The following is a 12,793-nucleotide window of genomic DNA, read 5'->3' on the forward strand; positions in this document are numbered from 1 at the left end:
GGGCGAACGCATCTAAATCTTATGTTAGCATAACCTGGTATCAATACTTCGGACAGTTTTAGATCTAGTCTAGTGTCCTAAACCCTTGCTGGCTATATGCTGGACTATTTTTTCAAGGTTTAAGTTCAGCGCTAAGTTTCAGAAAATCCGTTAAAAATGGCAGGGCTTCCTCCGTAAGGCTTACAGGGCCGTTAAAAAACTTTCCGAAGTATTGTTAGTTATTAGTTATTGGTTAGTTGTTCGTCCTCTCAGCGTAGTCGAAGAGTCAAAAATGCCCAATTCCCCATTCCCCATTCCCAATTCCCCATTCCCAATTCCCAATGCCCCATTCCCCATAAAAAAAATAGGCTAGCCATATTAGCGCCTATCTCAATCAATATTTTAAGGGTTCACCGCAACGCCGTCTTACCTCAGCTTTTGACCTGGTATTTTACCAGGTGGGCACCGTTGGCTCGGACTTAAAGTTTCTGGGTACAAGCCCAGTTTACTGCTGTCCAAACATCTTGATTCCCGAGAGTTAAGAGTTATAGATCAAAAAAACATTATTGGCAGTCACCAACGTCGCAGTAGAACCTTTATTCAATATACAGCAACTAACCAAATTTTGGCAAGCTTGAAGCAAGTTAAGTTGCATACCAGATAGATTCAATGGTTTGAGCGATCGCACTAGCCGACTTTCCTTCATTCTCCCCCAAGTCCCCGTCGAAGAGGACAGTAACGTGACCCAGTTTTCTGCCCGGGCGCGATACTTTCTTACCATACCAATGTACAAAAGCGCCGCTAATTTGTGCCAGTTGTTTTCGTTTCTCTAAATAATCTGACTCCGCAGACTCGTAGCCCAGCAAATTTACCATCACTGCACCTGCACATTTCAGATCGCAATTACCTAAAGGCAGTTGACAAACTGCGCGCAAATGCTGTTCAAATTGTGAAGTTTTGCAAGCATCGATTGTAAAGTGTCCCGAGTTGTGGGTGCGGGGGGCAATTTCATTGACTAACAGCTTATTGTCGGCGGTTAAAAATAATTCAATGCCGAATACGCCGACAGCTTCTAAGCTATTGAGGAGAGTACGGGCGATCGCACAAGCTTCGGTTTGCACCTCTAAACTAATATCGGCGGGGGCAATCACTACACGACAAACCTGATTTTGCTGTTGAGTTTCCACGATCGGGTAAATCGCAATTTCACCAGTTGCCGATCGAGCTGCGATCGCAGCCAACTCGCGATCGAACGGCACAAACTCTTCTACCAGCAAAGACTGACCTTTAAGTGTAGCGCTAATTGACTCAAAACTCTCGCGATCCTTAACAATAAAAGTACCTTGGCCGTCGTAACCGTGGCGGCGAACTTTGACGACAAAGGGAAAGTCTCTCGGCCCAGATTCCGAGTTTTGTTCTATCTGTGTGCTGTCGGAAACAGAAATTGCTAAATTGTCGATCGCAACTTCCCCGCACATAGGTTCATGCCCCACAGCCCCTGCTCCAATCTGCCTTCCCTGGGGTTCCTGCAACAAATCTAAGTCCAAATCCGCCATACTATCTGGCGCCCAAAACCTGGGAGTTGGCAAACCCAACCTTTGTAAATAACAGCGCTGCACGTACTTATCCAACAAAGGAGAAAGCGACGACAAACTCGGCTGAAATAACACACCTTGCTGTTCTAGCGTTCGCAAACCATCCAAATCCACAAACTCATTTTCAAAAGTAATAACATCGCAGCCATCTGCCAAATAAGCCGTAGCCAAAACATCATCAACAGCCCCCAAAACAGCACCCACAGCAACAGAAACTGCCGGGTCATCACCATTAGGAGTTTGGACTACCAATTCAATACCCAGCGCGCTAGCAGCTTCTCCCATCATCCAAGCTAGCTGGCCGCCGCCGACAACGCCCACCCGCTTCAATTTGGCAGGCGAACTCGCAGCGGTTTGATTAGATTTCATGTGAGTAAAATTCCTGGTATCAACTTGTTTATTTTATCGCTATTTGTAGCCGAATGTATGAGAAATATTGAATATTTAAAAGCAATTTTTTTTAGCTAATTGCACGATTTAATCGAGGCAGAACCTATAAAAAATCGCCGGCGAAAGTCTTGAATTATTGCACGATCCCAGGCTTTGGCAAATAGCGATCGCTCCCCACTCCTCCAGAAAAGTGCCACATCTAGCAATTCCTTAGCGCCAAGCATGGCATAATTGACAGCACTGCAAAAAGCAGATAGACAGGTGCAAACACTGAAAATGCGACATTCAGGGAACAAAATTTATAGGTGAGGATACTGTGAAAGTTTTGGTTGTGGGGAACGGAGGTCGCGAACACGCGATCGCAAAAAAACTGCTAGAATCTACGCGGATTAAACAAGTATTCTGCGTTCCGGGCAACGGCGGCACAGCTACCACAAAAGGCTGTCAAAATCTGTCGCTCAACATCGACGACTTCCAAGGCATAGAACGCTTTGTGATGGTGAACAACATCGGACTCGTCATCGTCGGCCCGGAATTGCCCCTATCGCTAGGCATCGTTGACTACTTCCAACAGCGAAAACTGATGATTTTCGGCCCCAACAAAGCCGGCGCCCAAATTGAATCCAGCAAATCCTGGGCCAAAGAATTGATGCTGGAAGCACAAATCCCAACACCCAAAGCTGCCGTATTTACAGGCGCAGAAGCAGCCAAGGCATATGTTGTGGAACAAGGAGTACCCATAGTCATCAAAGCAGACGGACTCGCCTCAGGCAAAGGAGTCACCGTTGCCACCACCGTCAAAATGGCTCACAGCGCCATCAACACCATTTTTAGAGGCGAATTCGGCACCGACAACCTCCGAGTCGTCGTCGAAGAATATGTAACCGGTCAAGAAGTCTCGATTCTCGCCCTCACCGACGGTATCACAGTAGAACCGCTGCTGGCAGCTCAAGACCACAAAGCCATTGGCGAAGGCGACAAGGGAGCCAATACCGGCGGTATGGGAGCCTACGCCCCAGCGCCAATTGTCTCGCCCAAACTCATGGACAGGATTCAAGCAGAAATTCTTGAACCTACCCTCGCTGCGCTACAAAAACGCAACATCGATTACCGGGGCGTCCTCTACGCAGGTTTAATGATTACACCGAAAAGAGAACTTCAAGTCTTAGAATTCAACTGTCGTTTTGGAGATCCCGAAACTCAAGCGGTTTTGTCCCTCTTGGAAACTCCCCTGGAAGATTTGGTGTTTGCTTGTTGTCAGCAGCGTCTGGGTGAATATTCCAACATTCGCTGGAAGTCTGGGGCTTCTGTTTGCGTGGTTTTAGCTTCTGGGGGCTATCCCGGAAATTATCAAAAAGGCAAAGTTATTACAGGTATCGAGGAAGCTGAAGCCAAAGGTGCAGAAGTGTTTCACGCCGGCACTCAGTTGAAGCACCAGCAGTTGGTGACCGAGGGCGGCCGCGTTTTGGGGGTAACGGCGGTTGCAGAAACTTTGGAACAAGCTATCTCTAAAGCTTATGCAGCAGTTGATTGCATCCAATTTGAAGGGGTTTACTGCCGCCGGGATATCGGCCTTCGGGCGCTGGCTCATCAAAATGTCGAGGCCAGTGTTGAGTCCAGTGTCGAGCCCAGTGTCGAGCCCAGTGTTGAGCCCAGTGTCGATCCCAGTGTCGATCCCAGTGTCGATCCCAGTGTCGATCCCAGTGTCGATCCCAGTGTCGATCCCAGTGTCGATCCCAGTGTCGATCGAAATTAGGAATTGCGGCCTGCTGGCCGCTACTATCCGAAAGCTGGACACGCTGGGGATAGTAGAACTACCCCAGGCAGAAGATAGAATTAAAACCCCGGAGGATACAGGTTTTGACCGCAGCAAAGCAGAGCAATTTCAAGGTAGAAGTGCCACAATAAAGTTTGGCACATCTGCGGTGGCGGTAGCGGACAAGTCGCGGCAGAAAAATCGATCGACCACAAACTCAATTAATCTTCCTTTTAATATTCAACTGGTGAACTGCTCAAATGCTGGCCATACTAAACAAAATCGGAGAAATTATTGCCCGCTGGTGGTCGGATTTTACCCTCCAGACTCGCCTGATGGCCGGTGCTACCCTCGTAGTTTCGTTAATTATGAGCGGCCTGACTTTTTGGGCCGTGAATACTATTCAGCAAGACGCCAGACTTAACGATACTCGCTACGGCCGTGACCTCGGTCTGCTATTGGCGGCAAATGTGGCGCCGTTGATTGCAAAAAACGATCGCTCCGAAGTGGCCCGTTTTTCCCGCCAATTTTATAGCAGCACCTCCAGCGTCCGCTATATGCTGTACGGCGACGAAGCAGGAGATATTTTTCTGGGGATACCTTTCTCGGAATCTGAGGTGCGTACTTCCCTGACACTGCGGCGCCAAATTAAACTCCCAGATAATTTTATCGCCGACATTGAGGCAAGAAATTTAACTTCTTTGCCTTTGGTGCGGCAGCACTTGACGCCAGACGGAGAAGTTACTGACGTATTTGTGCCGCTAATTCACGAGGACAAGTATTTAGGGGTTTTGGCGATCGGCATTAACCCCAATCCCGCAGCAGTTATATCTTCAAATCTGACCAGGGATGTCACTTTAGCAGTATTTGTCACGATTTGGGTGATGGTGATTTTGGGCGCTGTATTTAATGCGCTGACAATTACTCACCCGATCAAACAATTAGTATTTGGGGTCAAAAATATCGCGGGCGGGAATTTTAAGCAGCGAGTTGACCTGCCTTTGGGAGGAGAATTGGGCGAGTTGATCGGCAGTTTTAACGAGATGGCCGAGAAATTAGAAAGTTATGAAGAACAAAATATTGAAGAGTTGACAGCGGAAAAAGCGAAACTAGAAACTTTGGTTTCAACTATTGCTGATGGGGCGCTGTTGCTGGATGCGAATTTGCAGGTGATTTTAGTCAACCCGACGGGGACGCGGATTTTTGGATGGGAAGGTAAAAATGCGATCGGCATTAACGTCGTCAATATTTTACCTGCGGAAGTGCAGCGCGAGTTAGCAAGACCCCTGTACGAAATTGCTGCGGGCGATCGCGAAGGCGGCGAATTTCGGATTACTCTGAGCGAACCAGTCAACCGCACAATTCGGATTCTGCTAACCACCGTAATTCTCCACAAAGCCCCGGGCACCGAACCGCTGTGCAAAAGCTGCGTGCGCGACGAGGAAAATACCTGTACCGAGTCAAAACGCCCAAACGCGATCGAGTGTACATTCTACGAGCAAACCTCGAAGCATCAAGGTTCCGGACAGTACCGAGACAGTCTCAAAGGCATTGCCATGACAGTGCAGGACATCACTCGCGAAGTCGAACTAAATGAGGCTAAAAGCAATTTTATCAGCAATGTTTCTCACGAATTGAGAACCCCTTTATTTAATATCAAATCTTTTATCGAAACTCTCCACGAGTACGGAGAAGACCTTCTAGAAAGCGAACGCCGGGAATTTCTGGAAATTGCCAATCGAGAAACCGATCGCCTCACTCGTTTAGTCAACGACGTGTTAGACTTATCGCGCCTAGAATCCTGCCGAATTTATCAATTGGACGCTGTTGACCTCCCCCAAGCTGTCGAACAAACCCTGCGGACTTATCAGTTAAATGCCAAGGATAAAGGCATTGAATTAGAACAAGAAGTTGACCCCTGTTTGCCGCCAGCTTTAGGTCATTACGATTTGCTGCTCCAAGTATTTGCAAATTTAGTAGGAAATGCCTTAAAATTTACCGAGTCCGGTGGTAAGGTGGCAATTCGAGCCTATTTCCTAGAGTCGGATGCTCATCCACGCGAAGACGACGCATCCGGAACCCACAAATTACCACCAAATACCAGCCATTTTCCGGTGGTGCGGATCGAAATTTCTGATACCGGGATTGGCATAGATCCCGAAGATCAGCAGGCAATTTTCGATCGCTTTTTCCGGGTAGAAAACCGAGTCCACACTCTAGAAGGCACGGGATTAGGTCTTTCGATTGTCAGAAACATTATTGACAAGCACCACACTAAAATTAATTTAGTTAGCGAAGTTAATGTGGGTACTACTTTCTGGTTTGACTTACCAGTTTATCAGGCAAAACAAGCGCTAGATATGGAAAATGCTTGGACGGTGCAAGCACAGGCTGAGACTGAAACAAGTTCGACTGCTGCTAAAACTGTTTAATGGAAAGTTGCGATGAAAGCGCTCTCAATAGGCACGTTGTTGGGCTTTAGCCCTCCGGAAAGGTACGTTGTTGGGCTTTAGCCCTCCGGAAAGGTACGTTGTTGGGCTTTAGCCCTCCGAAAGATACGTAGTTGCACTCGATCGCTCTTGATAAATTTAATATACCAAGAGCGCTGAAGCGCAACTACATACCTTAGACATTTACAATTGTCAAAACCTAAGAAAGAGTTTTTCTAGCACGTTCCGATCGCTCTTCTGCGGTATCCATAACATCCGCCATTTTATCCACCATTTCCCCTGGATAATTTTCGAGTACCCGAGTAGAAAGCGAAATTCGGCCGCGACTTTGATCGAGGTCAACTACCACGGCTTTCAGGGGTTGGCCAGGGGCAAAAACTTGTCCCAGGTTCTCAATATATTTTTGGCTGACTTGCTTGATGTGCAGCAAACCGCTAACTCCTTCCAAATCCACAAACACGCCAAAAGGCTTGATGCTGCTGACTGTTCCTTCGACTAATTGACCGATTTGCAACTGATTTAAGGCAGAAGATTGAGTGGCCATCCGCTGGGAAAGTACGAGTTTTTCTCGTTCGCGATCGACTTCCAAGAAATTCACGGTCAAAGATTGACCAATCAGCGATTCTATGTTATCGCGTTGGGCTAAGTGCGATCGGGGAATAAAACCGCGCATTCCCTCAACATCCACCGTCACGCCGCCCTTATTCGCCCCAGAAACCCGCACCTGAAGCACTTTACCAGTTTCCTGCAATGCAACTAAATCTTCCCAAGCTTGCTGAATTTGTAACTGTTTCAGAGACAGAGTAACTTGGCCGTCTGCATCTTGTTCGCGGATAATTAAAAATTCCCGTTCCTCGTCTAGCGGAACGACTTCCGACAAATCCGTTACCGTTCTCAAAGCAGCCTCTTCGATCGGCAAAAAAGCCGAAGACTTGCCACCGATATCAACATACGCGCCATTTGAGTCATACTCGAACACTTTGCCGCGCACTACTTGTCCCTTCTGGAACTCATAATTGTGCTGTTCGAGGGCTTTAGCAAAATCATCCATTGAAAAGGATGCTTTTGCGCTTTGAGAACCTGTAGATTTGGAATTCATGTCAGTTGTTAGTTGTCAGTTGTTCAGTTGTCTGTTGTCAGTTGTTAGTTGACAGTTGTCTGTTGTTGAAGCAAGAAGGAAGATGTCCTCCCACTCTCCCACTCTCCCCTTCTTCCCATCGGGGGCGGGCACGGGGGCACCGCCCCTACAAACACTATCTTCAACTCTCTACGCTGGTTGAAGTTCGTGTTGAAATAGCTGCTTTACCTCCTCCCACGACTCGGCTGCTGCGGTAGCGTCGTAACTGCCACGGTGGTCGCAGAAGAAGCCATGATCGGCATTGTAGCTGAAAATTCGGTGAGGAATTCTGTGTTTTTGCAATTCTGCGACAATTTGGTCAACTTGTTCTTTGGGAATGCTGGCGTCTTGAGTGCCGTAAAAGGCGTAGAGAGTACCTTTAATGTCCGCTGTACGATCGATCGTCGGGGCTCCACCACCGGGGGTGAGAGTGGCGATACCAGCGCCGTAGAACGACGCTGTAGCATTGATTTCGGGCAAAGTCGCGGCGAGGTAGGCGACGTGCCCGCCAAAGCAGAAACCGATACAGCCAAAACCTTGCTGTTTGACGGAGGGTAAAGTTTTGAGGTAATCGATGGCGGCTTGGATGTCGCTCAGCAGTTGGGATGCGGTAGTTTGTTCTTTGTATTGTCTGCCGATTTTGATGTCTTCGGGCGTGTAGCCGGTTTCAAAGCCGGGGGCTTGGCGCTGATAAATGGCTGGGGCGATCGCCAGATATCCTTCCTTTGCTATTCTTTCTGTAACTTCGCGGATGTGTGCGTTGACGCCAAAGATTTCTTGAATAACGATAACAGCGGGAAATTGACCTGTTGTGGCGGGTTGGGCTAGGTAAGCCGCGATTTGCAAATCTCCGTTGGGAATTGTGACGTTAGCTGTGCGAATTTCTGGGTTTGTCATAGGGAGTTTTAGTGCAATTTTATTTGATTTGTGAATGAGATTTTTTTAAACGAACCGCGAAGGCGCGAAGAGCACGAAGGAAGAGAGGAGAAGTTTTTTTTGCGAAACCCCTTCTTTTCTCTTCTCTTTGCGTCCTTTGCGTCTTCGCGGTTCGTTCCAAAAATCTATTTTACAACATCACATTCTCTGGAAATCTCTGCTTCAATTTTATTTTATTTGTGAATGAGATTTTTTTAAACGAACCGCGAAGGCGCGAAGAGCACGAAGGAAGAGAGGAGAAGTTTTTTTGCGAAACCCCTTCTTTTCTCTTCTCTTTGCGTCCTTTGCGTCTTCGCGGTTCGTTTCAGTAATCTATTTTACAACATCACATTTCCGGGAAATCTCTGCTTCAATTTTATTTTATTTGTGAATGAGATTTTTTTAAACGAACCGCGAAGGCGCGAAGAGCACGAAGGAAGAGAGGAGAAGTTTTTTTTGCGAAACCCCTTCTTTTCTCTTCTCTTTGCGTCCTTTGCGTCTTCGCGGTTCGTTCCAAAAATCTATTTTACAACATCACATTCTCTGGAAATCTCTGCTTCAATTTTATTTTATTTGTGAATGAGATTTTTTTAAACGAACCGCGAAGGCGCGAAGAGCACGAAGGAAGAGAGGAGAAGTTTTTTTGCGAAACCCCTTCTTTTCTCTTCTCTTTGCGTCCTTTGCGTCTTCGCGGTTCGTTCCAAAAATCTATTTTACAACATCACATTTCCGGGAAATTCTTGCTTCAGAACAGGCATTACCGGACAAGGTTTTTGCTCTTGCAAATTCTCGGGTTTGTTCCAGGTAAAAGGCCCTTTTTTAGCCGCTGCCATCCACAGCAAACTTTTGGCCCGCGTCATGGCTACATATAGCAATCGAAACTCTTCTGCTGTTTTCAAATAACCTGCTTGTTCCCACGCTTCGCCGAGATTTGGTAAAGGATGTTTTTCGTGCAAACTGGCTCGAATTTGCGCTCTCGCTACCTCGGATAAAGTGAAATCTCCTAAAAATCTGGTTTGTGGCAAAACTCGCAAGCTTCCGGGGATTGTTTGGTCGTGCAGAAATGGTAAAAATACACAATCCCAATCTAATCCTTTGGCTTTGTGCATGGTAATAATTGTGAGTTGACCTTTGCTGGTGTAGCGTTCTTCTATTTTGTCATCTGCATCTACAGGCTCAAATCTTTCTGAACTAACAATTTCGCTGAGCACTCCCAAAATATTGCTCATTGAATTGTTACCGGCTGTTTGGATTGCTACTCTTTCGGCTAATTTGTCGGCGGTGGCTAATTCTGTTTGGTCGTATTGCAGGGCTAAGGCTAAGAATGAGATGATTTGGTAGGGCGGGAGTTCTAAGCGTGCTTGCAGTAAACCGCAGCAAAAATAACGGCATTTGCGGACTGGATCTGACTGCTGGGGGTCTAGGGGGCCTGGGTAGAGGAATTGTTCGGGGCTGGTGGCGAAGGCATTATAGTCTTGTTTGGGGATGAGTTGTCGATCGCTCAAAATCTTTAATGCTGCTTTCAGGTAGTCTGGTGAGTGCGGGCGATCGAGAAATTGCAGCAATGTTAATATTTCCCAAGGTACTTGAGAATGTCTGTCTCGTTCCCCGACATCCTCAATTTTAATCCCGTATTTGCGTAAATCGCAGCTCAATCCGTGTTTTTGTGGATTTTCTAGGACTTCTTTGATAAACTTGCCTTGTTTGTTTTCCCGCACCAAAACAGCCATTGATTTTAGATTTTCTAACGGCAATTTAGGGCGATTTTCTTCATCCCTCGATTCACTGCTAGATTGAATATTTTGCTCGTGATTTGTCCAGACAAAATCCGCAGGTAAAAATTCTTCGACTAACTCAATTACCCGCTTGCCAATTAACTCAACTGTCTGGTAAATATCGCGGGGAGTATGCAATTCTAAGCCTCGACCTATGGGGGCGGGATTGGCATTTTGCTGCGGGTCATCGCTGGGAACTGTCTTGATAGTTTGGTCGCGAAAAGGCTGTTCGGTTCCCGCTAATTCTGAGCGGTTTACCCATTGCAACATAAAGTTAGCTGCATCAATAACGATCTGGCTACTGCGGCCTGCACCGTCCATTGTTGCTAACTTATTTTCAACTTCGCATTCGTCACAAAATTGGTTAAAATAAATCGGATCTGCGGGAGTGAAAGTTGAATTTATTGCTTGATTTGGGTCGCCAACTCTGATAAAATTAGGAGGTGAATTAGGACGGTCGGGATCGATCGCCAATGTTTTCAAAAGCTCAGTCTGTAAAGGTGTAGAATCCTGTGCTTCATCCTCAAACACCGCAAATACTTGCTTTTGCTCGATCGCCTTCGCTCCCGGATTTTCCAACACCCGCAAAGCTGCTAAAATCATCTCGTCATAATCGATGAATTCCCGGCTTCTCAACAAAGCCTGATATTTTTGATATAAACCGCCAGCAACGGCTAAAATTTCATAACCACCGCCAGAATCAATATCGCCCATTTTTAATAACTCTTCGGGTGATAAACCGGAAGATTTTGCCTCGTGAATCACAGTTTTAGCTAACTGCGGCAAAATCTCTGTGCGTAAAACCGATTGGCGCCGCAATCTCTCTGTTTCTTCTCCATCAAATTGCTGTCCTTCCAACAAAACTTGATATCGGCGCGGATTTTCGGCGATCCAAAGTTCTACACAAGTCCGAATTAAGCGGTGACTTTGAGTTGGAGTGACTAATGTCGAATTATCGAGATTTAAACCCGACAAATCGGGATGGCGCATCGCAATATTTAAAGCTAAACCGTGCAAAGTGTGGACGGCAAAACCGCCTTGGGATAAAGACAATTGTGCCAATCTTTCCCGAATTTTAGCTTTGATATTAGCAGCAGCCGATCGCGTAAACGTCACTACAATTAACTGACGGCGGTTGTTAAGTCGATTGCGGGCGATCGCAATTGCCGACGCAGCAGCCATTCCTGTAGACTTCCCGGCCCCTGGAACCGCCGAAACCGCAAGGGGGCCGCCCGCCCAATCCGCCATCTCGTGCTGGCCCGCACGCAAGCTGTCGCGAATTTTACCGCAAGCGGCAGCCAAAAGCGCGGCGGGCTCTAACTCGGAGAAAGTGCTGTTCGGGCGATCGATCTCGGCAGTCGATCGACTAAAATCAGTATCAAATTCATCAGTCATGCGATTTTAGATTTGAGATTTTAGATTAGAAAAATATTGTTCGCGATCGACAGTTTCAAACCGTATCAGAAATCGAGTTGCTGAATTTCCCGTCAAAGTCGGAACGCTTAAGCGCGATCGCACTGGCATTACATCCGCATAGATGTCCGGTTAAAAACCAACAACTCTTCAACCTCTACCGTTTCCATTTTGGTATCGGCTAAACTAACCCTATCTATCCGAGCTTAAATTAAAACCAGCATAAAATTCAATACCCAAACCTTTTTACAGGAAAAATCCCCAATGAAAACTTACCTCAAAACCAATTTCCCGCCACACCAGCCAAACCCAGCCAACAACAGCACAACTCGTTTTGCAGTTGTAGCATTCTTAACTTTATCCTCAGCCATTGCTTTACCAAGCTGTGCAACTTCCCCCACCGGCTCTGCAAACGGCTTTACCTCATCCCGCAGCGCTGAAAAGCAAATTGCCGCATCTGCTCCCCAATCCGCACCCGCACCTGTAAGCACACCCGGAGGCGCAGCGTCAAAAGTTGCTGCTGACACCGCAAAAAAACCAGCCGCAGAAACTCCAGCAACTGCTCCCCAACTGATTAAAAAAGCCGAACTCAGTGTAGTTGTCAAATCTATTGACAGCAGCACTAAATCAGTTACCGAGATTGTGAAAAAACAGCGAGGCGATATTTTGGGTTTCCAAAACCAAAAGCCGCCGGATTCTAGCGTGCGCCAAACTGCAACCGTGCAGATTCGGGTACCTCAAGAAAAGTTAGAAACTACTTTAGATGCTTTAGCAAAACTCGGAAGTGTCGAAAACCGAGGGCTTACGGCTGAGGATGTTAGCGAGCAATTAGTTGACAGCGAGGCTAGGCTGCGTAACCTTCGCAAATCCGAGGAAGTTGTGTTAAAAATTATGGAGCGCTCCGGCTCTGTTGGCGACGTGCTCAAAGCTTCTCAGCAGTTGAGTACGATTCGGGAGTCGATCGAGCGCATCGACGCTCAGTTAAAAAGTTTGCGGAATCAAGTAGCCTATTCGACTATTAGTTTAACTCTAGAAGCAGCAGTCTCCGCCCAGCAAGAACCGCAACCTTCTCTCGGCTTGCGGGTGCAGGAAACTTGGGGACAAGCGACTCATTCTGTGAGCGAATTAACTTTAGGTTTGTTTGCTTTGGGCATTTGGCTTTTGGCTTATAGCCCTTATTTCCTAGTAATTGGAGCGGCGACTTATGGTATAATTCGATTTAAGAAACAGCATTCTGTTCCGAAAGTTCAAGAACCGAAACCGCCTGCTGCGAATTAGTCATATCAATTCCGCTCTTCATCGGAACGATCTAAACGGAGGACTGTAGGGTGCGTCGCTACGACTTGTTCCATGAAACTTGCAGATTGTTGATGGCGACGCACCTTACTTATTGCGACTCAAAT

At 46.9% G+C, this 12,793-nt stretch carries 8 protein-coding genes and 1 other RNA gene; 3 read left to right on the forward strand and 6 right to left on the reverse strand.

Annotated features, from left to right (window positions below):
* Window positions 1-385: 385 nt before the first annotated feature.
* Window positions 386-573, reverse strand: a non-coding RNA gene (ssrS, locus tag QZ938_RS01140) — 6S RNA.
* A gap of 50 nt (window positions 574-623) precedes the next feature.
* Window positions 624-1,943: a 5-(carboxyamino)imidazole ribonucleotide synthase gene (locus tag QZ938_RS01145; RefSeq protein WP_293148601.1), complete on the reverse strand. Its 1,320-nt coding sequence runs from the start codon at window positions 1,941-1,943 to the stop codon at window positions 624-626.
* A gap of 337 nt (window positions 1,944-2,280) precedes the next feature.
* Between QZ938_RS01145 and purD the strand changes: the two genes are divergently transcribed.
* Together purD and QZ938_RS01155 are read left to right on the forward strand one after the other, a co-directional pair.
* The gene (gene purD, locus QZ938_RS01150; RefSeq protein WP_293346510.1) at window positions 2,281-3,720 is read left to right on the forward strand and encodes a phosphoribosylamine--glycine ligase; all 1,440 of its coding nucleotides are present in this window, start codon (window positions 2,281-2,283) and stop codon (window positions 3,718-3,720) included.
* A gap of 260 nt (window positions 3,721-3,980) precedes the next feature.
* Window positions 3,981-6,152 (forward strand): HAMP domain-containing sensor histidine kinase, encoded by a 2,172-nt coding sequence (locus tag QZ938_RS01155; RefSeq protein WP_293330189.1) that lies wholly within the window; start codon window positions 3,981-3,983, stop codon window positions 6,150-6,152.
* A 217-nt stretch (window positions 6,153-6,369) separates the two neighbouring features.
* On the opposite strand, the gene QZ938_RS01160 is transcribed toward QZ938_RS01155, so the two are convergent.
* From QZ938_RS01160 to QZ938_RS01175, 4 genes are all read right to left on the reverse strand, one after another.
* Window positions 6,370-7,269 (reverse strand): S1 RNA-binding domain-containing protein, encoded by a 900-nt coding sequence (locus tag QZ938_RS01160; protein ID WP_293148607.1) that lies wholly within the window; start codon window positions 7,267-7,269, stop codon window positions 6,370-6,372.
* Between the two features lie 168 nt (window positions 7,270-7,437).
* Window positions 7,438-8,184: a dienelactone hydrolase family protein gene (locus QZ938_RS01165; RefSeq protein ID WP_293346507.1), complete on the reverse strand. Its 747-nt coding sequence runs from the start codon at window positions 8,182-8,184 to the stop codon at window positions 7,438-7,440.
* 731 nt (window positions 8,185-8,915) lie between these two features.
* Complete coding sequence (locus QZ938_RS01170) at window positions 8,916-11,372, reverse strand: ATP-dependent helicase (RefSeq protein ID WP_293346504.1); 2,457 nt, start codon at window positions 11,370-11,372, stop codon at window positions 8,916-8,918.
* A 6-nt stretch (window positions 11,373-11,378) separates the two neighbouring features.
* Window positions 11,379-11,501 carry a hypothetical protein gene (locus QZ938_RS01175; RefSeq protein ID WP_293346501.1) on the reverse strand — a complete coding sequence of 41 codons (123 nt, stop codon included), beginning with the start codon at window positions 11,499-11,501 and terminating at the stop codon, window positions 11,379-11,381.
* Between the two features lie 153 nt (window positions 11,502-11,654).
* Between QZ938_RS01175 and QZ938_RS01180 the strand changes: the two genes are divergently transcribed.
* Window positions 11,655-12,668 carry a DUF4349 domain-containing protein gene (locus QZ938_RS01180; protein ID WP_293346497.1) on the forward strand — a complete coding sequence of 338 codons (1,014 nt, stop codon included), beginning with the start codon at window positions 11,655-11,657 and terminating at the stop codon, window positions 12,666-12,668.
* Window positions 12,669-12,793: the final 125 nt, after the last annotated feature.

The sequence above is a fragment of the Microcoleus sp. CAWBG27 genome, assembly GCF_020883145.1.
GTDB lineage: Bacteria > Cyanobacteriota > Cyanobacteriia > Cyanobacteriales > Microcoleaceae > Microcoleus.

Coding starts and splice junctions, on each gene's coding strand:
- QZ938_RS01145 (WP_293148601.1), bottom strand. CDS start 1,943: ATGAAATCTAATCAAACCGCTGCGAGTTCGCCTGCCAAATTGAAGCGG.
- QZ938_RS01170 (WP_293346504.1), bottom strand. CDS start 11,372: ATGACTGATGAATTTGATACTGATTTTAGTCGATCGACTGCCGAGATC.
- QZ938_RS01160 (WP_293148607.1), bottom strand. CDS start 7,269: ATGAATTCCAAATCTACAGGTTCTCAAAGCGCAAAAGCATCCTTTTCA.
- QZ938_RS01180 (WP_293346497.1), top strand. CDS start 11,655: ATGAAAACTTACCTCAAAACCAATTTCCCGCCACACCAGCCAAACCCA.
- QZ938_RS01155 (WP_293330189.1), top strand. CDS start 3,981: ATGCTGGCCATACTAAACAAAATCGGAGAAATTATTGCCCGCTGGTGG.
- QZ938_RS01175 (WP_293346501.1), bottom strand. CDS start 11,501: ATGCCAGTGCGATCGCGCTTAAGCGTTCCGACTTTGACGGGAAATTCA.
- QZ938_RS01165 (WP_293346507.1), bottom strand. CDS start 8,184: ATGACAAACCCAGAAATTCGCACAGCTAACGTCACAATTCCCAACGGA.